The 22,668-nt window shown below is 70.0% G+C and carries 21 protein-coding genes; 9 read left to right on the top strand and 12 right to left on the bottom strand.

Features of this window, described 5'->3' with window-relative positions:
- Window positions 1-197 precede the first annotated feature (197 nt).
- Genes OG804_RS21105 through OG804_RS21095 form a run of 3 tightly spaced genes read right to left on the bottom strand, consistent with a single transcriptional unit; the run spans window position 198 to window position 5,055 of the window.
- A complete protein-coding gene (locus OG804_RS21105; protein WP_442941590.1) occupies window positions 198-2,744 on the bottom strand; it encodes a tetratricopeptide repeat protein in 2,547 nt (848 codons plus the stop codon).
- Window positions 2,687-3,700 (bottom strand): transporter substrate-binding domain-containing protein, encoded by a 1,014-nt coding sequence (locus tag OG804_RS21100; protein ID WP_328389102.1) that lies wholly within the window; start codon window positions 3,698-3,700, stop codon window positions 2,687-2,689. The genes OG804_RS21105 and OG804_RS21100 overlap by 58 nt, the downstream gene beginning before the upstream one ends.
- A complete protein-coding gene (locus tag OG804_RS21095) occupies window positions 3,697-5,055 on the bottom strand; it encodes a hypothetical protein (protein ID WP_328389100.1) in 1,359 nt (452 codons plus the stop codon). The genes OG804_RS21100 and OG804_RS21095 overlap by 4 nt, the downstream gene beginning before the upstream one ends.
- 185 nt (window positions 5,056-5,240) lie before the next feature.
- Between OG804_RS21095 and OG804_RS21090 the strand changes: the two genes are divergently transcribed.
- Genes OG804_RS21090 through OG804_RS21080 form a run of 3 tightly spaced genes read left to right on the top strand, consistent with a single transcriptional unit; the run spans window position 5,241 to window position 7,171 of the window.
- The gene (locus OG804_RS21090; protein ID WP_328389098.1) at window positions 5,241-6,005 is read left to right on the top strand and encodes an NUDIX hydrolase; all 765 of its coding nucleotides are present in this window, start codon (window positions 5,241-5,243) and stop codon (window positions 6,003-6,005) included.
- Window positions 6,006-6,707, top strand: a complete 702-nt coding sequence (locus OG804_RS21085) for a RibD family protein (RefSeq protein WP_328389096.1) — start codon at window positions 6,006-6,008, stop codon at window positions 6,705-6,707.
- A gap of 8 nt (window positions 6,708-6,715) precedes the next feature.
- Window positions 6,716-7,171 carry a deaminase gene (locus OG804_RS21080; protein WP_328389094.1) on the top strand — a complete coding sequence of 152 codons (456 nt, stop codon included), beginning with the start codon at window positions 6,716-6,718 and terminating at the stop codon, window positions 7,169-7,171.
- A gap of 8 nt (window positions 7,172-7,179) precedes the next feature.
- Here the strand turns inward: OG804_RS21080 and dnaE are convergent, their stop codons facing one another.
- Window positions 7,180-10,716: a DNA polymerase III subunit alpha gene (dnaE, locus tag OG804_RS21075; RefSeq protein ID WP_328389092.1), complete on the bottom strand. Its 3,537-nt coding sequence runs from the start codon at window positions 10,714-10,716 to the stop codon at window positions 7,180-7,182.
- Between the two features lie 136 nt (window positions 10,717-10,852).
- Here dnaE and OG804_RS21070 point away from each other — a divergent pair, with 136 nt between their 5' ends.
- The gene (locus OG804_RS21070; protein WP_328389090.1) at window positions 10,853-11,866 is read left to right on the top strand and encodes a LysR family transcriptional regulator; all 1,014 of its coding nucleotides are present in this window, start codon (window positions 10,853-10,855) and stop codon (window positions 11,864-11,866) included.
- A gap of 21 nt (window positions 11,867-11,887) precedes the next feature.
- Here the strand turns inward: OG804_RS21070 and OG804_RS21065 are convergent, their stop codons facing one another.
- The 6 genes from OG804_RS21065 to thiO form a co-directional block, all read right to left on the bottom strand.
- Window positions 11,888-12,835: an adenylate/guanylate cyclase domain-containing protein gene (locus OG804_RS21065; RefSeq protein WP_442941589.1), complete on the bottom strand. Its 948-nt coding sequence runs from the start codon at window positions 12,833-12,835 to the stop codon at window positions 11,888-11,890.
- A gap of 389 nt (window positions 12,836-13,224) precedes the next feature.
- Entirely contained in the window at window positions 13,225-13,992 is a 768-nt protein-coding gene (locus OG804_RS21060) for an ABC transporter permease (RefSeq protein ID WP_328389088.1), read from the bottom strand.
- Window positions 13,992-14,993, bottom strand: coding sequence for an ABC transporter ATP-binding protein (locus OG804_RS21055; RefSeq protein ID WP_328389086.1), 1,002 nt, complete (start codon window positions 14,991-14,993; stop codon window positions 13,992-13,994). The genes OG804_RS21060 and OG804_RS21055 overlap by 1 nt, the downstream gene beginning before the upstream one ends.
- Before the next feature lie 123 nt (window positions 14,994-15,116).
- The gene (locus tag OG804_RS21050) at window positions 15,117-15,875 is read right to left on the bottom strand and encodes a thiazole synthase (RefSeq protein ID WP_328389084.1); all 759 of its coding nucleotides are present in this window, start codon (window positions 15,873-15,875) and stop codon (window positions 15,117-15,119) included.
- A complete protein-coding gene (gene thiS / locus OG804_RS21045) occupies window positions 15,868-16,116 on the bottom strand; it encodes a sulfur carrier protein ThiS (RefSeq protein WP_328389082.1) in 249 nt (82 codons plus the stop codon). Before thiS ends, OG804_RS21050 begins: the two co-directional genes overlap by 8 nt.
- Window positions 16,113-17,216 (bottom strand): glycine oxidase ThiO, encoded by a 1,104-nt coding sequence (gene thiO, locus OG804_RS21040; RefSeq protein WP_328389080.1) that lies wholly within the window; start codon window positions 17,214-17,216, stop codon window positions 16,113-16,115. Before thiO ends, thiS begins: the two co-directional genes overlap by 4 nt.
- 205 nt (window positions 17,217-17,421) lie before the next feature.
- Here thiO and thiE point away from each other — a divergent pair, with 205 nt between their 5' ends.
- The 5 genes from thiE to OG804_RS21015 all read left to right on the top strand — a co-directional run bounded on the left by thiE (window position 17,422) and on the right by OG804_RS21015 (window position 21,979).
- A complete protein-coding gene (gene thiE / locus OG804_RS21035; RefSeq protein ID WP_328389078.1) occupies window positions 17,422-18,120 on the top strand; it encodes a thiamine phosphate synthase in 699 nt (232 codons plus the stop codon).
- 158 nt (window positions 18,121-18,278) lie between these two features.
- Entirely contained in the window at window positions 18,279-19,241 is a 963-nt protein-coding gene (locus OG804_RS21030; RefSeq protein ID WP_328389076.1) for an ABC transporter ATP-binding protein, read from the top strand.
- Entirely contained in the window at window positions 19,238-20,020 is a 783-nt protein-coding gene (locus OG804_RS21025) for an ABC transporter permease (protein WP_328389074.1), read from the top strand. Before OG804_RS21030 ends, OG804_RS21025 begins: the two co-directional genes overlap by 4 nt.
- A gap of 120 nt (window positions 20,021-20,140) precedes the next feature.
- Window positions 20,141-21,310 carry a sensor histidine kinase gene (locus OG804_RS21020; RefSeq protein WP_328389072.1) on the top strand — a complete coding sequence of 390 codons (1,170 nt, stop codon included), beginning with the start codon at window positions 20,141-20,143 and terminating at the stop codon, window positions 21,308-21,310.
- Between the two features lie 63 nt (window positions 21,311-21,373).
- The gene (locus OG804_RS21015) at window positions 21,374-21,979 is read left to right on the top strand and encodes a response regulator transcription factor (protein WP_328398575.1); all 606 of its coding nucleotides are present in this window, start codon (window positions 21,374-21,376) and stop codon (window positions 21,977-21,979) included.
- 52 nt (window positions 21,980-22,031) lie between these two features.
- Here the strand turns inward: OG804_RS21015 and OG804_RS21010 are convergent, their stop codons facing one another.
- Entirely contained in the window at window positions 22,032-22,301 is a 270-nt protein-coding gene (locus tag OG804_RS21010; RefSeq protein ID WP_328389070.1) for a hypothetical protein, read from the bottom strand.
- A gap of 131 nt (window positions 22,302-22,432) precedes the next feature.
- A complete protein-coding gene (locus OG804_RS21005) occupies window positions 22,433-22,588 on the bottom strand; it encodes a hypothetical protein (RefSeq protein WP_328389068.1) in 156 nt (51 codons plus the stop codon).
- Window positions 22,589-22,668 lie beyond the last annotated feature (80 nt).

Here is a 22,668-nt window from a genome sequence, read left to right as displayed (position 1 = left end):
GCGGACTACCGGTTTCGCGGGAAGGCTACGACGAGTGCCCGATCCGAGACATCCGCCTGTCGTCGGGTAAATATGGGTATCGCGGGGCCGGACCCGCCGCGGCCTGCGCAAGCCCGGAAATCGGAGCCGTCCATTACCCACACCTCGGCCGGCGGAGAACGGGGTGATCCGCGCGAAAACCCGCTGCCGGGAGCGGTTCAGAACCAGGTGGTGGGGCGGATGTAATTGGCCAGGTCGACCAGGGCGTAGCGATGGCGGCGGCCGGGGGCCAGCCGGGCCAGGGTGCGCAGCCCGGCTTCGGTGCGGTCGCGCAGGGCGTGCTCGGTGAACGCGACACCCATCAGCGGGGGCCGGGGATCGGCCGGGGTGTTACCGGCCTGCAGCCAGGCCAGGGCGCTGCCCAGAACCATGACCCGCAGTTGGACGGACCGGCGTTCGTCCGACGGCAGGGCCGCCACCCGGGTGCCCGCCTCCCGCAGGGTGTTCTCCCGCAGTTCGGCGACCGATGCGCTGGTGAGCAGCAGCAGCACCGCGGTCATTCGGGCGGTGGTGAAATACCGGGACGATCCGGGCACTTCGTCGAGGGCGGCGACGGCCTCCCGGTGGCGGCCGGTGGCGGTGAGCAGCCGGGCCGAACCGAACGCCGCGCTCACCAGTCCGTGGTCGGTGCGCCACACGGTGGCGTAGAAGTTCTCGGCGTAATCGCGCCAGGCCCTGGTCTCATCGGGCTCCCAGTGCTGGAGCACGAGTTCGGCGGTGGCGGCCAGGGCCAGCTTCGGCGCGAGCTCGCCCGGCAGTACCCGCAGCACCGCATCGAATGCGGAATAGGCTTTTTCGTAGTCGTTTTCACGCAGCCCGGCCATCCCGGTGTACCAGTCGATCCGCCAGTCCCGGCGACCCGGCCGCGGGATGGCGTCGAGCAGGTCGGTGGCGGCGTCGACCCGATCCAGGTCCAACAGGATGCGTGCCTCGGCCAGCCGTAGTTCGCGTTCCAGATTCTCCGGCGCCGCGACGGGATCGCTCACGAGCTGCTCGCGCGCCTCGTGCAGTGCGGCCAGCGCCTGCTCCGGATCGGATTGCAGGGTATCGGTCAGCCGGGCGGCGGCCGGATCGGTCCGGGGCAGCAGCGGGATCGGCAGCGCGGCCGCGATATCGGCGGCCGACAGCTTGGTGCCGCGGGCGATCCCGTCGGCGTAGGCATCGGTCTGGCCGATCAGCTCCACGGCGCCGAACGCACTGCGCTGCTTGCCGAACACGGTGGATCGATGCGGCCGCTCCAACCCGGTATCCAGGGCCAGGATCTCGCGGAGCACCCCGGCGAGCTGGCCGGCCATGACCCCGGCGGTCGGGAACCGGCGATCCGGGTCGGGATCGGTGGCGCACAACAGCAGCCGGTGGAAGGACTCGTAGCGGGCCAGGACCGGGTCGTCGTCCGGTGTGGGCAGCCCGTCCCGGTAGGCGCCGTGCTCGGTGGGCATATTCGAGGTGAGCACCGCCAGCGTGCGACCGACGGTGTAGATGTCGGATGCGACGGTGGGTCCGGTCCGGGCTATCTCGGGGGCTTGGAACCCGCGGGTGCCGTACAGGTTTCCGTAGGCCTCGATCGGCGCGACCGCCCCGAGGTCGAGCAACTTCACCTGGTCCTCGGTCACCATGATGTTGTCGGGTTTGAGGTCGTTGTAGGTGAGCCCCGTGGCGTGCAGATAGTCCAGCGCGGGCAGGACCTCCAGGATGTAGGCGATGGCCTGCGCCACCGGGATACGCTCCGGGCGCTTGTGGTCGTCGAGCATGCTCCGCAGGGACCGGCCGCCCACGTACTCCATCACGATGAACCCGATCGGTTCATCCCCGGGTGGTTCGTGCTCGACGAAATTGTGGATCTTCACGATGCCGGGATGGGCGACCTCGGCCAGGAACTCCCGCTCCGCCACGGCCACCGCCTGCGCCTCGATATCGTCGGCGTGCAGCAGTCCCTTGAGCACGACCCAGCGGTCGCTGACATTGCGGTCGACGGCCAGGTAGATCCAGCCCAGCCCGCCGTGCGCGAGGCAACCCTGGATCTCGTACTGTCCCGCCACCATGTCGCCGCGGCTCAGTGTCGGACGGAAATCGTAGGCGGCATCGCAATTCGGGCAGACCCCGCGCGTGGTGGCCGGGCCGCTCGCGTCCGCCCGCCCGACCGGTTTGCCGCACCGCCAGCAGAACCGTTTCCCTTCCGACACCATCGGGTCCACCAGCACCGCGGCCACCGGGTCGGCGGGTTCGACGGGCGGTATCTCGATCAGCCCCGCGACGAGGGTGCGCACGGTGGGCCGGGAACGGACGGTGCGGGTACTTCGCCCGGTGCGCGACTGGGATCCGCTGCCGCGCCCCGACCCGCCGACCGAGCCGGGACCGGTTTCCGCGGTTCCGGCCGCTGTCGCGGTGCCCTGATACGCGGCGGTTCCGGCGACGGCGGCGGTCGCCGTGTTCTCCGCGTCGGCGGATGTCTCCGGGACCGCGGTGGTACCGGATGTGTCCGGTTCGCTGTCTCGCTCGCGACCGGCGCCGAGCTGGGTAGCCGCACTGAGGGTCTCGGGCGGGTTCCCCTTCCGTATCCGGGCGGCGTCGACGGCACGGGTCTGCGGCGACTCCGCGATGTCACCGGAGCCGGATCGGTTACCGGACTCGTCCGTCGCCACGGCGATCAGTCCCGATAGGTCGGCGGCGGTGGTCCTGGGGAGGGGCCGAGGGCCGCCAGCCATTGGTTGTAGAGACGATTCCAGGTGCCGTCCGCACGGATGCGGTCGAGCGTGCCGTTGACGAACCGCACCAGATCCTCGTCACCTTTGGGGATGCCGATGCCGTACGGTTCTTCGCTGATACTCGGACCCACCAGTGCGGTGTAGGGGTCCTGTTCGGCCAGCCCGGCCAGGATCGCGTCGTCGGTGCTCACCGCGTCCACCTGCCGCTGCTGCAGAACCACCAGACAGTCGGCCCAGGTCGGGACCGTGAGAATGGACGCGTCCGGCTGGATCTGGCTGATGTGTTCGAGCGAAGTGGTCCCGCGGATCGTGCACACCCGTTTGTTCGCGAGGTCTTTCAGACTCTGGATCCCGGAGTTCTGCATCGCCAGCACCCGCTGATGCGCCTTCAGATACACCGTGGAGAACGCGACTCGCTCGAGGCGGGCGCAGGTGATGGTCATGGTCTTGACCACCATGTCGACCCGGTGCTCGACCAGCGCCACCTCCCGCTCCTCCGAACCGAGGCTGCGGTATTCGATCCGGTCGGGGTCGCCGAAGAGATCCCGGGCGACCTCGCGAGCGATATCGGCGTCGAAACCGACGATCACCCCGCTCTCCGGGTCCCGGAAGCTGAACAGGTTGCTGCCGGTGTCCAGCCCGACGACCAGCCGCCCGCGCGCGCGGATCTTGTCCAGGACCGGGCCGGTCGCTCCCGGGCCCAGCGGTCGCAGGCCGGCGGTGGGGTCGGCGCAGTTCGGGTCGGCCGCGGGCAGCGGCAGCGGGCCGTCGGCCTCCATGGCGGTCGCCTGTGCGGGCAGCGGCGGCTGGGAGTAATCGCCGTGCGGGGTCTCGCTGTGCGGGCCGGGACCGGCGGCGCATCCGGCGAGCAGCAGTGTGGCGCAGCCCACCGCGACCCGCAGCGGCCACGATCGCCGGGGGTCCGCCGATCGGACCGGGTGTCGCGCAAACCTCATCGATACTCCCGCAGTCTGGGCCAGATGCCGAACGCGATGTACGCCGCGGCGGCGATACCGAGTATCAACGCCCCGGGCGCCAGATAGTCGAGTACCCGGGCGCTGTGGAAAATATTGCTCCGCAGAGTGTCCCGGGTCTCGGTGATCCCCGCGCCCAGCGCCTTGTCCAGGGCTTCGACATGGACGGTGGCGTTCTCCGCGCCCGGTGCGGTGGCGATATTGGCCGCCCGGACGAACTCGCCGCGATCGAGCGCCTCGTTCATCCGCTGGTGGGCGGCCAGCCAGTGCAGCAGCGCGCCGCGCGCGTCCGTGGTCGCCCGGTCGGTATGCCCGCCGAGCAACTCGTTGAGCCGGGTGATGTTGGCGTCGAAGGCATGGTCGTAGTCACCGGTGGTGTCGCGGCGGACGAGTTTCAGTGTCTCCGCGGATCGCGCCTGCTGCGCCAGGATACGGCTCTCGGTGAGCCGGGCGGCCGGTACCGTCCCGTCGGCGCGGCCGCTGGACATGGCGAACGCGGAGACCGATCCGGCGATCACGGTCCACAACAGCAGGGTCAATATCGCGGACGAGGCGAGCAGCAGCCCCGGGCTGAACGTCCGGTGCCAGTGCCGGGCCAGCATTCGTTGCCCCCACACGAGCGTGGCCACCGCCACCAGCAGTAGCGCGATCGCCAGCCAGGGCGGCCGGACGTGACGGTCCTGCGCGGTGTCGACCGCCGCCGCGCGTCGCACGTACAGCTGATCGGCGCTGGGCAGCAACACCGTCTGCATCTGGGACGACGCCTCGCTCAGATATGCCGCGCCGACCGGGTGCCCCTCGCGATTGTTCGCTCGCGCGGTCTCCACCAGCCCCGAATACACCGGCAGCCCGGAGCCGATACCCATGCGCTGCCGGATATCGTCGGCGTCGTCGCCGGACAGCCGCACCAGGTCGGCGCCCGCTTCTCCCAGCGCTTGGCTGTACCGGTCGCGGACCTGCTCGGGTTCCAGACCGCCGGAGATGAACGCGGTCGCCGCGGCCGCGTCGGCGACCGAGAGCGAGGTGTAGAGCCGGTGCGCCGCATCGGCGTCGGGTTCGGTATCGGCGAGCAGGATGTCCAGGTCGCGTTGCCGGTCGTGCACCGTCGCCGCCGTGATCCCGCCCGATCCGAGGGCGAGCACGATCATCAGCAGTCCGATTCCGATCAGTCGCCCCGGGGAGGATTGGGCGAACATTCGTAACCGTGCCGGATTCAACCACTTCCAGGCCTGCGCGATCCGGGGACGCACTATCGGTGCCCGCGCGGTGGCGGGCGCAGGTTCCGGGTGGGCCGGGTCGGGTTCGGAAACCACCCGATCCTCCGCCAACCGCGTCATGTCCACCCCTCCAACTCTGGGCGCCTGTGCGCTGCATCGCTCCGCCGGTGTGGGCGCGATATCGCTCACACCGCTGCCATGAGCGTATTCGGTATTGCCCGGGCGCGCGCCCTGGACCTCCACAACGAGCAACCGCAGACCCGTGCGGCAGGATGGAGAGGGACGGTCGACGAGGACGGTGCGAGATGCGCGGTGATGGTGACGGGTGGTCCTTCAGCCCGGGTGGTGTGCGGCACTGGGGCAGATTCGGTGCGGCGGGATTGCTGCTGCGCGCTCCCCTCGGCACCGGCGGCGCCGCTGTTCTCCTGCAGCATCGGGCCTTGTGGAGCCACGAGGGCGGTACGTGGGCGCTGCCCGGCGGCGCGCGCGACAGCGACGAGACGGCGGTGCACGCGGCGGTCCGGGAAGCGGACGAAGAGGCCGGGATCAAGGCTGCTGATATCCGGGTGCGCGCCGAACGGGTCACCGCGACCGCGCCGAGCGGCTGGACCTACACCACCGTGATCGCCGACGCCGGCAAACCGTTGCCGGTCCGCCCGAATATGGAGAGTGTGGAGTTGGCCTGGGTTCCGGAGGAGGAGGTGGACCGGCGCCCGCTGCACGCCGGATTCGCCGACGCCTGGCCCGCGTTGCGGGCCACTTTCGCCCGGGTGGATCCGGACGATTGCGCGGCGGCCGACGCGGTGGAGTTGGCCGCGACCCTGCCGCGCACGATCGATCTGGGTGCGGAGTTCGTCTGGTTGCACGCCGAACCAGGCGGGCCCGGTGAGCGCGCGGTGCTGCTGAACCCGCCGTACCCGCCGGAGGATCCGGACCCCGCGGGATCCGTCGCGGCCGCCGAGGCTGTGCGCGCGGCGGGCGATCCGGGCGCCGGACTCGGTGCGCCGGCTGCCGCGGCAGCGCGGGTGGTGGGGATTCCGCGCAGCCGAGTGCTGGGACCCGAGGCCTGAATGGACACCGTTGCGGAACAACCGCCCGTTGCGCGCCCATATGTGCTGCTGTCCGTCGCGGTGAGTGTCGACGGCTATATCGACGACACCGCTCCGGAGCGACTGCTGCTGTCCAACGACGCCGACTTCGACCGGGTGGACGGAGTCCGCGCGTGGGCCGACGCGATCCTGGTCGGCGCCGAGACGGTGCGCCGGGACAACCCGCGGCTGATCGTGCGCGACGAGGGGCGCCGGGAAGAACGACTCGCCGCCGGCCGGCCGGAATATCCCCGGAAGGTCACGGTGACCGCGCGCGGCGAGCTGGATCCGGACGCCCGATTCTGGCGGTACGGAACTGCGGAGCATCCGCCGCTCGTCTACACCACCGACGCGGGTGCGCGGCGGCTGCGCGATCGGCCGCCCGCGCCGGCCGAAATCGTCGCACTCGGTCCGGAACTCGAATTCGGGCGGCTGCTGGACGATCTGGGTGCGCGCGGAATCGGGCGGTTGATGGTCGAGGGCGGCGGCCGGATCCACACCGCGTTCCTGGCCGCCGGATTGGCCGACGAACTCCAGCTCGCGATCGGACCCACGCTCGTCGGCGACCCCGCCGCACCGCGTTTCCTGCATCCCGCGCGGTTTCCGGGCGGCTCCACCCACCGGATGCGTCTCGTCGAGGTCGATCGGGTGGGGGATGTGGCAGTGTTGAGATATCGACCCTAGGAGGCCAGGTGCCCGAACCGGACCACCACCGCTGGATGAACCGGGCGATCGATCTCGCGCGGCAGAGCCCGCCGGTCGCGGGGGCTTTCTCGGTGGGCGCGGTGTTGGTCGCCGACGGTGTCGAGATCGCCACGGGCTACTCCCGGGAGTCCGATCCGAAGAATCATGCCGAGGAAGCCGCGCTCGGCAAGCTGGACCCGCGGGACCCGCGGCTGCGGCACGCCACCCTCTACAGCACGCTGGAGCCGTGTTCGGAGCGGGCCACCAAGAGCCGGCGGCCGTGCACCGACCGTGTTCTCGCCGCGGGTATCCCGCGCGTGGTGATCGCCTGGCGTGAACCCACCACCTTCGTCACGAACTGCGTGGGTGTGGAGAAACTGCGGGCGGACGGGGTGAGCGTGCTCGAACTTCCGGAGTTGGCCGAAGCGGCGATGGCGATGAACCGGCATCTCGATCTGTCCTGATCGTCACCTCACCGCAGGCAGCCGGGCCCGAACAGCGCTTTCAGCTCGCCCATCAGCGCCGGAGAGGTGGCGACCCGGAACCGGGGGTCGAGGGCGAGCAGCCGGGGACCGCGCGCGCCGATCAGATTGATCCGGATCTCGGTGGCGCCGGGGTGACGCTGCAGGATTTCGCGTAGGGCGCGCACACTGTGCGGCGTGCAGATCGCCGTGCCGAGGGTCAGGGTGACGGGCCGGCCGGACGCCGCGGCGGTGAGGTCCGGTGTCGTCACGTGATCGCCCAGCACGGACCGGCGGCCGTCGCGGACGCTGACCGTCGCGCCGATCAGCACTACGGCGTCCTCGACGAGGTGGCCGGCGACCATCGCGTAGGAGCCGGGGAAGAAGAGGATCTCGACGCCCGCTTCCAGATCTTCGAGGCGCACGACCGCCCAGGGCTCGCCCTTCTTGGTGACCCGGCGGTCGACCGCCGCGATGATCCCGGCCGCCGCCACCCGGCGGCCGTGCGGAATCTGCCCGTCGCGCAGTGCCGCTATCGGGGTGTCACCGGCGGCGGCGAGTGCGGTCGCGATACCGTCGAGCGGATGCCCGGAGACGTAGAGCCCGAGCATTTCCCGTTCGTAGCTCAACCGTTCGTGGGTATCCCATTCCTGCTCGGGAACCGGCAGGTCGAACACCGAAGCGGTCGCCTCGGGGTCGGTATCGCCGGAGAACAGATCGAATTGCCCACGCGCCGCGGCCTTCTTGGTAACCGCCACCGCGTCGATGGCTTCGCCGTGGATGGTGTGCAGGCCTTTGCGGGGATGGCCCAGTGAATCGAACGCGCCTGCTTTGACCAGTGATTCGACAACCTTCTTGCCGCAGGCGGCGCTATCGGCCTTGGCCAGATAGTCGGAGAAGCTGGTGAACTCTCCGGCGGATTCCCGCGCCCGGACCACCGCGTCCACCACCGGTTCGCCGACATTGCGGACGGCGCCCAGTCCGAAGCGGATATCGGGTCCGACGCTGGTGAATGTGGCCGCCGACTGATTGACATCCGGCGGGAGCACCCGGATACCGCGTTTGCGGCAGTCGGCGAGGTAGGTCGCCGATTTATCTTTGTCGTCACCGACGGAGGTCAACAGGGCGGCCATGAATTCGGCGGGGTGGTTCGCCTTGAGATAGGCGGTCCAGTACATCACCAGGCTGTAGCCGGCGGCATGGGATTTGTTGTAGGCGTATCCGGCGAACGGGAGCACGGCCTCCCATAGTGCGGTCACCGCCTCGTCGCTGTACCCGTTGCCGCGCATACCTTCGCGGAAGTTCTCGAATTCCATGGCCAGTACTTCCGGTTTCTTCTTGCCCATCGCGCGGCGCAGCAGATCGGCCTGGCCCAGGGAGTATCCGGCGACCTGCTGTGCGATCTGCATGATCTGTTCCTGGTAGACGATCAGCGCGTAGGTTTCGGCGAGGATCTCGTGCAGCGGTTCGTCGAGTTCGGGGTGGATCGGCGTCACCGCCTCGCGGCCGTTCTTGCGATCGGCGTAGGCCCAGTGCGCCCCGACTCCCATCGGCCCCGGCCGATACAGGGCGTTGGAGGCGACCAGGTCGTTGAACTCGGTGGGCGCCATGCGCAGCAGCAGTTCCCGCATCCCCGCCGAATCCATTTGGAACACACCGAGGTTGTCACCGCGCGTCAGCATGGCGTAGGTGGCTTCGTCGCCGAGAGCCAAGGTGTCCAGGTCGATGTCCATGTCGCGGTTGCCGCGGATATTGTCGAGGCAGTCGCCGATCACGGTAAGCGTGCGCAGCCCCAGGAAATCCATTTTGAGCAGGCCGATGGCCTCACACGACGGGTAGTCCCAGCCGGTGATGACAGCCCCGTCCTGCGGGCGTTTCCACAGTGGGACGATATCGAGCAGTGGTTCGCTGGACAGGATCACCGCGCAGGCGTGGACTCCCGCGCCGCGCACCATTCCCTCCAGGCCTACGGCGGTGTCGTAGATCCGGCGCATATCCGGGTCCGCGTCGATGAGCGCCCGGACCTCGGCGGCTTCGCCGTAGCGAACGTGTCCGGGATCGGTGATCCCGGACACCGGAATGTCTTTGGCGGCGACCGCGGGCGGCAGGGCTTTGGTGATCCGGTCGGCGAGAGCGAAACCGGGCTGTCCGAACTGTACGCGGGCCGCGTCCTTGATCGCGGCCTTGGTCTTGATGGTGCCGAAGGTGATGACCTGGGCGACCTTGTCCGCGCCCCAGCGTTCGGTGGCGTAGCGGATCATCTCGCCGCGCCGGCGATCGTCGAAATCGATATCGATATCGGGCGCGGACGGTCGTTCCGGGTTGAGGAAGCGTTCGAAGAGCAGTCCGTGTTCGATGGGGTCGATATTGGTGATCGCCAGGGCGTAGGCGACCAGCGATCCGGCCGCCGAACCGCGCCCGGGCCCGACCCGGATGCCGACTCGGCGCGCGTAGGAGATCAGGTCGCCGACCACCAGGAAATAGGCGGGAAATCCCTTGTCGCGAATGATGTCCAGCTCGAACCCCGCGCGCTGGTGGTAACTGTCGGGGACGCCGTCCGGGAAACGCCAGCGCAGGCCCGCCGTCACTTCGCGCCGCAGCCAGCTGTCCTCGGTATGGCCCGCGGGGACCGGGAACACCGGCATCCGGTCGCGGAAGTCCCAGACCTCGTCGTACGGTTCGATGCTTTCGGCGACCGCGAGCGTGGCATCGCAGGCTCCCGGCACCTCGTCGTCCCACAGCGCGCGCATCTCCGCCGGGGACCGGAGGTAGAAACTGTCGCCGTCGAACCGGAACCGGGTGGGATCGGACAACGTCTTGCCGGTCTGCACGCACAGCATCGCTTCGTGCGCCGCGGCCTGCTGCTGCCGGACATAGTGGCAGTCGTTGGTGGCCAACGGGGTCAGCCCGACCCTCTCGCCCACCGCCAGCAGATCGTCGCGAACCCGGCGTTCGATCGCCAGCCCGTGGTCCATCACCTCGAGGAAGAAGTTGTCCGGGCCGAAGATATCGCGCCAGCGGCCCGCCGCCTCGTAGGCCGCGTCGAATTGCCCCAGGCGCAGGCGGGTCTGGACCTCGCCGGACGGGCAACCCGTGGTAGCCATGACGCCCTCGGCGTGTTCGGCGATCAGCTCCGCGTCCATCCGCGGCCACTTTCCCAACTGCCCTTCGAACGACGCCCGCGACGACAGCCGGAACAGGTTCCGCAGTCCCACGGCGTTTCTGGCGAACATCGTCATGTGCAGGTAGGCCCCGGAACCCGAGATATCGTCGGATTTCTGACCGGGCTCGCCCCAGCGCACCCGCGTAGCGGAGAACCGGGACTCCGGTGCGATGTAGGCCTCGATGCCGATGATCGGCCGCACCGGGGATTGCTGGGACTGCCGGAAGAACTCCGCCGCCCCGTACATGTTGCCGTGATCGGTCATCCCGACCGCCGGCATGCCCAGGCGCTCGGCTTCCGCGAACAACGGAGCCACCTTGGCCAGCCCGTCGAGCATCGAGTACTCGGTGTGGTTGTGCAGATGCACGAAAGACGCGTTCGTCATCGATCACCCCGTGCCGTGGAACCGGCCCCGCACCGTTTCGGTTGTCGAACCGGCGGGCCGGTATGGTCATTTCGGCTACATATGACCAGTTCGTGAGGGCTGAGTCGAACAATCGACATGAGGGTTGCGACAACCGATGGATGTATCAGTAGGTGGAGTGGGGGAGCTCGATCTGGCCACCGTGCGCGCTTTCGTCGCCGTCGCCGACGAAGGTCAGTTCAGCACCGCCGCGGCGGCACTGGGCATCAGCCAGCAAGGGGTCTCCAAACGCATAGCGCGGCTGGAGAACCAGCTCGGCGTCGCCCTGTTCGAGCGGATCCGCACCGGCGCCGTGCCCACGGCCGCGGCCGCCCGGTTCCTGCCGCACGCGCGCTCGCTGCTGGCCGTCGCCGACGAGGCCGTGGCCACGCTTGTGCGGCAGCCGCGACCGCTGCGGGTGGCGGTGCTGGGCGAGCGGCATATCGAAATGCGCGCGATGCGGTACTACCTCGGCCGTCACCCCGAACGCGATATCGAGATCGTGTTGTCCAACGCGTTCGTCACGTCCCGGGACGCCCTGCTGGCCGGCCGGGTCGACGCCGCCTTCGCCCGCGCCCATGGCGGCCCTCGCGCGCTACCGGCGCATATCGCGGCGATCCCGGTCCGCTTGGATCCCCTGCACCTGCTGGTCGGCAAGGACAATCCGCTGGCGGGCCGGGCCGCGGTGCCGCTCGCCGAACTCGCCGGTTCCAGGGTCTGGGTTCCCGGTACGTCCGTGGAGTCGGAATGGACCGACTACTACCGTGAGCTGAGCCGGTACAGCGGAATCGTCATCGACAGCACCCGCCGCGCCGAGATGTTCCCGGGTGTGGACCCCGGTCGAGGGCCTTCGCCGATGGATATGATCCTCGAGCACATCGCCGAGTCGGACACGCTGGCCACGTTCAACGCCGAGGGCTTCGAATTGCCCTGGCACCCGCATATCCGCCGAGTGCACGTCGTCGACCCGACCCCGGCGTATCCGCATGCGCTGGTGTGGGACGACACCGACCCGCATCCCGGTCTCGCGGAACTGGTCGGTTACTTCCGGGAGAACTACGACCGTGCCACCGCGCCCGGCTGCTGGATCCCCGACAGCGACCGCGCGTTGTTCATGTCGGAGCCTGGTTGACCGGGCCCGCCCGAAGCGGTGTCAGGCCGACGAGCTGATCCGGAAGATCCGCAGATCCTCCGGGACGCCGTTGAGCGGCGCGGCGAAGAAACTGCGGCGGTAGGGGCGGGCGGTGTACCCGAGTTCCGCGAGAGTCTCGGGGTCCAGGGCGTCCAGGGTGGTCTCGGAGATCATCATCCTGCCGTTTCCGGCGGCCTCCATCACCCGCGCGGCGATCGTGACGTCCACACCCAGCCAGTCGCCGCCGATCTCCCGCGGTGAACCGGTGTGCAGCCCGATCCGCATCCGGGGCTGGTAGTCGTCCACGGCGATCTGGGCGAGATTGCGTCTCGCGGCGATCGCGGCCGCGACGGCGCGGTCGGCGGAAGGGAAGACCGCCATCACGCCGTCGCCCATCCGCTTCACCACCTGGCCGCCGCGGTCGGCGATGGGGGGTTCGATGGCCTTGGCGACCTTGCGCAGCAGGTCCAGGGTGGCTTCGTCGCCGGCGGTGAGCGACCAGGACGAGAACGAGACCAGATCGGTGAACATCACCGTCATCTCCTCGGTGCCCTTGCCGCGGCCGAGCCGTTCGAGCATCGCCTGCCAGACCTGCAGGGCCCCGAAACCTATCTCCCGGGCGGCGCTGGGGTTGTCGCCGACCAGCCGGTCGGCGGCGCGGGCGACCGCGCGGGCGCCGCCGGGGCCGCTGACCGAGAGCGGATCGCCGAACGCGGGGTCGCCGGGGAGCTGGTGGCGGGCCCGGCGCAGGACCTCGATGACGTCCGGACGCTGATTGGCCGCGTTCATCAGCGCGGAGAGCGGATGCACCCGCGGGCGGGCGGCACCGTCGGAGTCGGCGGCGTTGTTCTCGTGGACGGGGGTCAGTCCTATCGTGATCGCGTCGGCGGCGGCGCGGGCGGCGCCCGGCGCGGCGGCGCTGTCGACCTCCGGCTCCGGTACGGCACGGCCGGAGGGGTTTTCGTTCACGCCCTGAGGGTATCTCAGGGGATCGGACGTGGGAGGAACGCTGAGAATCGTCACCTGTCACCTCTCTATCGGAGGAGTGCGGCACGCCGTTGGGTCCGCCGATGGAAAACGTGTGGTGCCTTGCCCCGATGGTAGCGGCGACCGCAGGTCCGAAGGTGAACGCATGGTTACAGACACTTCGCGGTTCCGACCGGCGCGCTGCTGATCAGGACAAATGTCCAACTGTGTGATCACGACCACCGGCCCGGCGCGGGGTGCGCCGGGCCGGTGGTAAGTGCACCCCGGCCGCCGGGCAGTGGCTGCCGAAGTGCGGGGTTGCGCGATCCTCCCGACAAGGTCGCGCTACCCGCTACCCGAGCGGCGAGGGAAGCAGCTCGGGTGGTTCGAGGTCAGGCGTCGCGCTGGTTCACGACCAGCAGCGCCGCGCCGGTGACGAGTGCAACGAAAGCGATGAAGTAGATGAGGCTGCCCCACACGCCCCAATGCCAGTTCCCGGCCGCCATCGACTCGTCCATCAGCGCGAAGCGGCTCGCATTCTGGAACGGCAGGAACGCGCTGATCTCACGACCCACCTTACCGAGTGCGCCGACCAGCGGTTCGATGATCAGCTGCCATAGCACGATCAACGAGATCGCCGCCGCCGATTGCCGGACCAGCACCCCGATGCCGATGGCCAGGACCACGTTGAGGAAAGCCAGGATCGGGACCGCGTACAGGGCCCGCCAATTGCCCTCGAGCATCAAGGTGGATCCCGCGTCCCCGGCCACCGCCTTGGCCATCGCGTACGCGGCGAAGGCCAAGATCGTGGTCAGCACGGCCGCGTAGACCCCGACCAGACCCGCTTTCGTACCGATCACGAGCAGCCGGTTGGGTACGGCCTGGAAGGTCGTGCGGATGATGCCGAATCGGTATTCGCTGGTCACGGTCAGGGTAGCCATGATGGCCAGCACCATGACCCCGAACCCGCTGATCCCGAGGAAGGCCGTGTCGACGGTCAGCGCGGGAGCCCCGGAGGCCTGCGGGTCGTCGGCGGCGATCCGGCCGATGAACCCGAACAGGGCGGCGAATCCCAGCGCGAGGGCCACCACGATCGCCGAGCACCACCACGGCGAGCGGGTCGAGGTCAGTTTGATCCGTTCCGCGGCGATCACACCCATTACTTCGCACCTCCGAGAACCTTCGCCGCGACCGGCTGCGGGGGCGCGGCCTGCGGTGTGACGGCCGCGACATCGCCCGGCGCGCCGACCTCGCCGTGATATTGGACATCCCCACCGGTCATCCGCATGAAGGCCTCCTCGAGGGAGCCGCGTTGCGGGGCCAGCTCGTAGAGGGTGATGTTGTGCTCACCGGCCAGGGCGCCGACCGCGTCACTGGTCACCCCGTTGACCACCAGGGCGGCGCCGTCGGCACTGCCCTCATTCTGTTTCACGGTCATATTGTGCGAGGTGAGCAGGCTGCGCAGCTCGTCGAGCTGCGGACTGCGCACCCGCACCGACGACTCCGACGCCCGTTCGATGAATTCCGAGGTCGTGGAATCGGAGATGAGCCGGCCGCGGCCGATCACCACGAGGTGGTCGGCGGTCTGCGACATCTCCGAGAGCAGATGGCTCGACACCAGCACGGTGCGGCCCTCGGCCGCCAGCCGCTGCATGAACCGGCGGATCCAGAGAATGCCCTCCGGGTCGAGGCCGTTGACCGGTTCGTCGAACAGCAGGACCTTGGGGTCGCCCAGCAGCGCGCCCGCCAGGCCCAGCCGCTGGGACATGCCGAGCGAGAAGCCGCCGGCCGATTTACCGGCCACCTCCGAGAGGCCCACCAGCCGCAGCACCTCTTCGACCCGGGACTTGGGCAGCGCGTTGGACGCGGCCATCCACTCCAGATGGGCCCGCGCCGAGCGGTTGGGATGCACCCATTTCGCGTCGAGCAGGGCGCCGACCTCGCGCAACGGGTGGCGTAACTGCCGGTACGGTCTGCCGTTGATCAGCGCGGTGCCCGCGGTGGGCCGATCCAGGCCGAGGATCATGCGCATAGTGGTGGACTTACCGGCGCCGTTGGGTCCGAGAAATCCGGTGACCTGACCGGGTTGCACAGTGAAGGTCAGGTCCTGGACCGCGACGGTCTGCCCGTAATGCTTGGTCAAGCCCCGGACTTCGATCATGCAGACCAGCATGCCCTATCCACGGCGTACTCGCGTCGCCCGATAGTCGCGATCCGTACTCATCCTGGAGGATGACACGACCCGGACGACCCACCCGCTCGCGGACCCCGCGGGTTCAGGGATCTACCGCTCGGGGGACGACGCCTGCGCCCAGAACCGCTTCGGGATCCGCCCCGCCGCCCGGGCCCGGTGACCGGCCCGCACCGCGTCGGCCATAGCGGCCGCCATCAGGGCCGGATGCCGGGCCCGGGTGACCGCGGTGGCGAGCAACACCGCCGAGCAGCCCAGCTCCATCGCGAGCGCGGCGTCGCTGGCGGTGCCGATCCCGGCGTCGAGGATCACCGGCACCCCGGCGCGGCCCACGATCATCTCGATATTGTGCGGGTTGCCGATGCCCAGCCCGGTGCCGATCGGGGCGCCCAGCGGCATCACCGCCGCGCAACCCGCGTCCTCGAGCCGCCGCGCGAGGGCGGGATCGTCGTTCGTATAGGGCAGGACCGTGAATCCCGCGTCGACCAGCTGTTCGGCCGCGTCGAGGAGTTCGATGGGGTCCGGCAACAGGGTGCGCTCGTCGGCGATCACCTCGAGTTTCACCCAGGTGGTGTCCAGCGCCTCGGCGGCCAACTGGGCGGTGAGAACGGCCTCGGCGGCGGTGCGGCAGCCCGCGGTATTGGGCAGCGGCGCGATATCGAGTCGTTTCAGCAGGTCGAGGACACCGGTCCCGCCGGCCGCGTCGACCCGGCGCATGGCGACCGTGGTCAGTTCCGTGCCGGAGGCGAGCAGGGCTTCCTCGAGGACGGTCAGATTCTCCGCCCCGCCGGTACCCATGATCAGCCGGGAGCCGAATGTGCGGTCGGCGATCCGCAGCGCGTCGTCAGCCACCCTGGACCGCCGTCAGCACATCGATCTCCCAGCCGCGTCCCACCGGCTCGTCCCAGCGCGATCGCGGGAAGACCGCGCCGTCGACCGCCAGCGCCACACCTTTGCACGGCAGTTCCAGCCGTTCCAGCAGTTCGCGCACGGTGAGCGGAGCGGCGAACTCGTGCTCGGCGCCGTTCACGGTTACCCCGATCGGCACCGCCGAGCCGGGTGCTGATGACCCTTCTGCTGATGACACTGTCATCGACTTCCTCCTGAGGGTGTGGACGCCGCGAACCGCAGCGGATCGGCCGCCGCGGCCTCGGCCAGCGGTTTCCCGCGGAGTTCGGCGAGCACCGCGTCGGCGGTGAGCGCACTGGTCAGCATGCCATTGCGGCCGTGTCCGGTGGCCGCGATCACGCGGTCGGACAGCCGGCCGATGAGCGGCAGATTGTCCGGAGTCCCGGGCCGCGAGCCGGCGCCGGCCTCGGACAGTTCGTATTCGCCGATCCCGGGCAGCACGGATTCGGCGTCGGCGATGAGGTCGCGGACTCCGGCGACGGTCACGGCGGTATCGAATCCCGCCTCGTACTGGGTCGCGCCGACCACCACACCGTCGGCGCGGGGCACGAAGTACACCGGCCTGCCGTGGACTCGGGCGCGGACGACTCGGGAGGGCGGGGGTTGGGTCCCCGGCCGCCGGCGCAGTCGCAGGATCTCGCCCTTCACCGGCCGGACCGCCAGGCCCGGCCACAGCTCGGCCGAGGCGGCTCCCGCGGCCAGCACGACCTGCCGCTGGTCCAGATCGGCGAGTTCCCGGACCCGCGCCGGACGTGTGGTCACCCCGGCCTCGGCGGCGGCCTTGCGCAGCGCGGTCACCAACCGGCGGTTATCGACGGCCGGCTCGGTGGGGGCGAGCAGCCCGGCCCGGACCGTTCGGGCCAGCGCGGGTTCCAGCTCCCGGACACCGGCGCGGTCCAGGACCCGCAATTCGTGACCGCGCCCACCGACCCAGTCGGCGACCGTCCGCAGATCGGCGGCGTCGGCGGTGTCCAGGGCGACGGTCAGCGTTTCGGCGGCGACGAAGACATCCACTCCGGTGACGGTTTCGAGGCGGGCGGCGAACTCGCGCCAGCGCGCCAGCGCGGCGGCGCCGAACGCGAGCACCTCGTCCTCACCCGGCCAGCCCTCCGAGAGCGGCGCCAGCATTCCACCCGCTACCCAGGAGGCGCCCGACCCCACGGCCGGATCGAACAGTGTCACCGTCCAACCCGCGGCGGCGGCCCGCCAGGCCACCGAGAGACCGATCACGCCGCCGCCGACGACGGCGAGTGTCGAACCGGCGGCGGGTTCCCGTGTCGTCACCTACGCCACCTCCTCGGAACTCTGCCGTCGCGTCGGATCGCGCGGATCCGGGCCGGACGACCCTGCGCGGCAACGCCTCGACGGTGGTGCGGCCGCGCCACGGTGATACGGCGTCCGGGCGGCCGGCCGCGCCGTGCGCGCGGATGTTCGCACTACGTTCTACCTCCTGCAACGCCTCCACGTTAGCGCGGTTACCGTGGCAGTTGTGCAACCGTCCTCCGCTCGCCGGCCCCTGCCGCCACGTGACCGTCTCACGACCGCCCGGCTGTATCTGTGCACCGACGCCCGCCGTGAGAAGGGGGATCTGGCCGCGTTCGCGGACGCGGCGCTGGCCGGCGGTGTCGATATCGTCCAGCTCCGCGACAAAGGGTCGCCCGGCGAGCAGCAGTACGGCGCGCTCGAGGCAAAGGACGAACTCGCGGCGCTCGCCGAGCTCAAGGCGGCCGCCCGCCGACACGGGGCGCTGCTGGCGGTGAACGATCGCGCGGATATCGCCCTCGCGGCCGGCGCCGATGTGCTGCACCTGGGCCAGCGGGATCTGCCGCCCTGGTACGCCCGCCGGATTCTCGGACCGGATGTGGTGATCGGACGGTCCACGCACGACCTCGACCAGGTCCGGCTGGCGGCGGCCGACGAGAATCTCGACTACTTCTGCACCGGCCCGGTGTGGGCGACCCCCACCAAGCCGGGGCGTACACCCGCCGGGCTGGAGTTGGTGCGGGAGACCGCGGCCGCGGCGCCGGCCCGGCCGTGGTTCGCGATCGGCGGTATCGACGGCGCGACGCTGCCCGAGGTGCTGGCCGCGGGCGCGAGCCGGGTGGTCGTGGTGCGCGCGATCACCGCGGCCGGTGACCCGGAGACCGCCGCGCGGAACCTGAAAGCCGCGCTGCTCGAGGCCGACTGATCGCTGTCGTTCCGCGGCAGCCGTGGCCCTCGGGCTCCGCGACGTTCGGCCCTCGGGTTCCGCTGGTCCCCACCACGGGAGTGCCCATGACAAGTGTCATGGGCGGTTGATGACACTCGTGCGAGGTATCCGCGTCGCCCGCGGGCGAGTGTGGAGTCATGACATCGACAGTGACAAACGGGGCCGCGCCACCCGCGGCGGGAGGGTCCGGCGGGGGTGGCCCGGCCGCGATCGAATTGCGTGGTCTGCACAAGAGTTTCCGCGTTCCGGGCGCCGGTGAAGTCCGGGCCGTCGACGGACTGGACCTGGTGATCCGGCCGGGGGAGATCGTGGCCTTCCTCGGCCCGAACGGCGCGGGGAAGACAACGAGCATCGATATGCTGCTCGGACTCGCGACACCGGATTCCGGCACCGTCCGGATATTCGGCGACGAGCCGGCCCGGGCGGTGGCCGCGGGCCGTATCTCGGCGGTACTGCAGTCGGGCGGTCTGCTGCCCGATCTGACCGTGACCGAGACAGTGCAGCTGGTCTCGTCGCTGCACGCGCGGCCGCGCCCGGTCGACGAAGTGCTCACCCGTGCCGGGCTCCTCGACATCGGCGCGCGCCGGGTGGGCAAATGCTCCGGTGGGCAGCAGCAACGGCTGCGGTTCGCACTGGCGTTGCTGCCGGACCCCGATCTGATCGTGCTGGACGAGCCGACCACCGGGATGGACGTCGAAGGACGCCGGGAGTTCTGGAACGCGATGCGCGAGGATTCCCGGCGCGGGCGCACGGTTGTCTTCGCCACCCATTACCTGGACGAGGCCGACGCCTATGCCGATCGCATCGTGCTGGTGCGCGCGGGGCGGGTGGTCGCCGACGGCACCGCCGCCGAGATCAAGAACCTGGCCGCCGGTCGCAGCGTCAGCGCGCGACTGCCCGGCGCCGAGCCCGCGCGGTTGCTGGACCTTCCGGGTGTCGACGATGTCGAGTTGTCCGGGGATCGAGTCGTCGTGCACACCACCGATTCCGATGCCCTCGCCCGCTATCTGCTCACCGAGACCGCTGCGGCGGAGCTGGAGATCACCTCGCGCAACCTCGAATCCGCGTTCCTGACCCTCACCACCGGAGAGCAGAAATGACCACGACAACTCTGCGCTCATCGTCGGCCGATCGACGTCTGCCCGGCGGGTTCAGCGTCGGATTCCTGCGCATGGAATTGCGCCGGCTGCTGCGCAATCGGCGCACCCTGCTGGTCACGCTGATCATGCCGCCGGTGTTCTTCGCCATCTTCGGCCTGCAATCGGATTTCCGGGAGAAGTCCTTCGGGTCGGGCAATATGACCGGTTACGTGATGGTGTCGCTGGCCGTCTACGGCGCGATGGTGGCCACCACCAGCGGCGGCGCGATGGTGGCGATCGAACGCGCGCAGGGCTGGAGTCGTCAATTGCGACTGACTCCGTTGCGGCCGATCGCCTATGTCGCCACGAAAGTCGCGGTCGCGATGGTGCTGGGACTGGTGTCGGTGTCGGTGGTCTTCGCCGTCGGCGCGGTGGTCGGCGCGCGGCTCACTCTCACTGCCTGGGTGTTCTGCTTCCTGCTGGCCGGGGTCTGCTCGCTGGTCTTCGCGGCCTTCGGTCTGTTCCTCGGCTATCTGTTCCCGTCGGAGAACGTCATGCAGTTGCTCGGCCCCGCGCTGGCGGCTCTGTCGTTCGGCGGTGGGCTGTTCATCCCGTTGCACGGCTGGTTCGGGACCGTCTCGGGGGTGCTGCCCACCCACGGCGTGGCGACCCTGGTTCGGATGCCGTTCGGCGATACGAGCAGCTCCTCGATCGCGCTCGCCATGTTGAACATTGTGGTCTGGACTGCCTTCTTCGCGGGCGGTGCGACCATGATGTTCCGGCGCGACACCGCGCGCTGAGCAGGCCGTGCCGATGCCGGGCGTACCGCGTCCTTCGGTACCGTCGGTCCTCGTGATCGACCACCGCGCCCGCCCCCACAAGAGTGGGGCGGGCGCGCATCGTGCTCGCCGGGATCCCGCATGAGCGCGCCCCTCGGCCCGCCGCCGGCCGGTCGTGTCTCCGATTTCCTGGACCGGCTGGCCCAGAACGGCGTTTTCGCGCTGGACGGCAAGCGTCGCGGTTGGCTCGGTGCGCTGCTGGCGGTGGTCTGGCTCGTCTATCTGATCCCGCCGGTCGTGCAGAGCTGGCGGCAACAGCAGCAGCCGGCCGCGGCGCTGGCGACGGTGGCTCTGCTGGGGTACACGGTCCTGATCGTCACGGCGTTGATCGGCCGCCGCGGGCCCGGTCGCGATCTCCCGTCGGCGCCCTCTTCCGTGGACCACGGGGTGCGGCCGATCCTCGCGGCAATGGTGCTGTGCGCCGTCGCGCTGGTGGTACTGCTCGGAGCCGCGGCGCTGCCCAGCGCGCTCTATATCGCCGTCGTCGCGGTTTTTCGCCTGTCCGCCCGCTCGTCGGGCTGGGTCTGCGCGGTGGTCGCGCTGGTGCTGTTGCTGCTTCCGCTGGTCACGCCCCGGTTGTCCGAGGTGCCGTTGTATGTGGCGTTCGTGCCCGTTGTGGTCTGGACGCTGCGGCAGCTCGGGCTGCGCGGCGCGATGCTGACCGAACTGGCTCGCCGTCAGCAATCCGAACTCGCCGTAGCCGCGGAACGCAACCGGGTGGCCCGCGACGTGCACGACATCCTCGGCCACTCGCTCACGGTCATCACCGTGAAAACCGAACTCGCGCAGCGACTGCTCGATATCGATATCGAGCGCGCGAGGTCCGAGCTCGCCGATATCGAACACCTCGCCAGAGACGCGCTGACCGGGGTTCGCGATACGGTCGGCGGTCTGCGCGAGGTCACGTTGCGCGGGGAGCTCGCCAACGCGCGCAGTGCCCTGGCCGCCGCCGATATCGTGGCCGACCTGCCCGATCCGGCCCGGCTCCCGGCGGGCGACCACGAGCTGTTCGGCTGGGTGCTGCGTGAGGCGGTGACGAATGTGGTGCGCCACAGCGCCGCTCGGCACTGCGCGGTCACGGTGACGCCGACGAGCATCGAGGTGGTCGACGACGGTCGTGGGCTGGGCGCCGCCGCGTCCGGGTCCGGGCTGACGGGGCTGCGGGAGCGGGTCAGGGCCGCCGACGGGATATTGACGCTGTCGGAAACGGCAGGAGGAGGAGTACGAGTTGTCGTCACCGTTTCCGGATGAGCCGTGGCGTGCCGCGTGCCCGTATCACCGGGCCAGCAGTACTGCCACGCGAAGGGACCCGGCATGATCCGCCTGCTGCTCGCCGATGATCAGGCCCTGGTGCGCGGTGCGCTCGCCGCCCTGCTCGGACTGGAATCCGATCTCGAGGTCGTCGCCGAGGTGGGCCGGGGTGACGAGGTCCTCGACGCGGTCGCGCGGTCGAAGCCGGATGTGGTGCTGCTCGACGTCGAAATGCCCGGGCTGGACGGTGTCCAGGTCGCGAGTGCGCTGCGCACCGCGTATCCCGAGGTGCGGGTGCTGATGGTGACGACCTTCGGCCGGCCCGGCTATCTGCGCCGCGCGATCGACGCGGGCGCCGGTGGGTTCGTGGTCAAGGACACTCCCGCCCGCGAACTGGCCGATGCCGTTCGCCGGGTCCATATGGGCTTGCGGGTCGTGGATCCGGCGCTGGCCACCGAGACCCTGACGGCGGGTACGTCACCGTTGACCGCACGGGAACGCGAAGTGCTCGCCGCGGCCGCGGGCGGGGCGACGGCGGCCGTGATCGCCCAGCGCCTGCACCTTTCCGAAGGCACGGTGCGCAACCATCTTTCCGCGGCGATCGGCAAGACTTCGACCACGACGCGCGCCGAGGCGGTCCGGGCCGCGGAACAACTGGGCTGGCTGTAGCGGGGTGCACCGGCCCTGCCCGGCGCAGATGGGCAGGGCCGGTGCTGTGCAATCAGGTCCAGGGGAGGCAGCCGGCCACCTTCAGGCGGGTGGCCAGGCTCTGGTTCACCGCTACGCCGGAACCGCTGCTGCTGCCGCTGCCGAGCGAGAGCAGCAGATCCAGGCCGAGGCCTGCGCCGATGGAGCAGCCCAACAGGTTGATATCGATCGACAGGATCTCCGGCGGGCCCTCGGGCGCCGGTGTTGCCTGGGCCGGTGCGGCGCCCGCTACGGCGGCGGCCGCCAGGGCCACGGCGACGAAACCCGCCTTGATGGATCGCACTGCTCGTTCTCCTCCTACGCGCCCGCGGGCGCCGTTCGCACCGGGTTCGAGCTCATCGGTGGCGGCCGGCCCGGTCCGGAGGCGCCGCCGCTCGAGGATTGCCCAGTGGAGGGGCGGCGGAAACCACCGATCTACAGCAGCCAGAGCACCGCACCCGTGGCCGCCAGTAGCGCGCAGACGCCCAGGCTGATCGCCACCGGCCGGGAGTTCTTCCAGGTCGTGTAGGCGCCGCCGATCAGGAATCCGGCGAGGGTGAACAACAGGACAGCAGCGACATCGGGGGACACGGCATGTCATTTTGCCTGGTCGTCTCGGGTGCGGGCGGCCGGGTGCGGGGTGGCCCGCCCGGCCTGGTCGCCGCGGCTCC

Origin of the sequence: Nocardia sp. NBC_00416 (genome assembly GCF_036032445.1) — a bacterium.
GTDB lineage: Bacteria > Actinomycetota > Actinomycetes > Mycobacteriales > Mycobacteriaceae > Nocardia.
The sequence above is the reverse complement of the archived record's forward strand: the minus strand, read 5'-3'. Positions and strand labels throughout refer to the sequence as shown.

Coding starts and splice junctions, on each gene's coding strand:
- OG804_RS21105 (WP_442941590.1), bottom strand. CDS start 2,744: ATGGCTGGCGGCCCTCGGCCCCTCCCCAGGACCACCGCCGCCGACCTA.
- OG804_RS21100 (WP_328389102.1), bottom strand. CDS start 3,700: ATGAGGTTTGCGCGACACCCGGTCCGATCGGCGGACCCCCGGCGATCG.
- OG804_RS21095 (WP_328389100.1), bottom strand. CDS start 5,055: ATGACGCGGTTGGCGGAGGATCGGGTGGTTTCCGAACCCGACCCGGCC.
- OG804_RS21090 (WP_328389098.1), top strand. CDS start 5,241: ATGCGCGGTGATGGTGACGGGTGGTCCTTCAGCCCGGGTGGTGTGCGG.
- OG804_RS21085 (WP_328389096.1), top strand. CDS start 6,006: ATGGACACCGTTGCGGAACAACCGCCCGTTGCGCGCCCATATGTGCTG.
- dnaE (WP_328389092.1), bottom strand. CDS start 10,716: ATGACGAACGCGTCTTTCGTGCATCTGCACAACCACACCGAGTACTCG.
- OG804_RS21070 (WP_328389090.1), top strand. CDS start 10,853: ATGGATGTATCAGTAGGTGGAGTGGGGGAGCTCGATCTGGCCACCGTG.
- OG804_RS21060 (WP_328389088.1), bottom strand. CDS start 13,992: ATGGGTGTGATCGCCGCGGAACGGATCAAACTGACCTCGACCCGCTCG.
- OG804_RS21055 (WP_328389086.1), bottom strand. CDS start 14,993: ATGATCGAAGTCCGGGGCTTGACCAAGCATTACGGGCAGACCGTCGCG.
- thiS (WP_328389082.1), bottom strand. CDS start 16,116: ATGACAGTGTCATCAGCAGAAGGGTCATCAGCACCCGGCTCGGCGGTG.
- OG804_RS21030 (WP_328389076.1), top strand. CDS start 18,279: ATGACATCGACAGTGACAAACGGGGCCGCGCCACCCGCGGCGGGAGGG.
- OG804_RS21025 (WP_328389074.1), top strand. CDS start 19,238: ATGACCACGACAACTCTGCGCTCATCGTCGGCCGATCGACGTCTGCCC.
- OG804_RS21020 (WP_328389072.1), top strand. CDS start 20,141: ATGAGCGCGCCCCTCGGCCCGCCGCCGGCCGGTCGTGTCTCCGATTTC.
- OG804_RS21015 (WP_328398575.1), top strand. CDS start 21,374: ATGATCCGCCTGCTGCTCGCCGATGATCAGGCCCTGGTGCGCGGTGCG.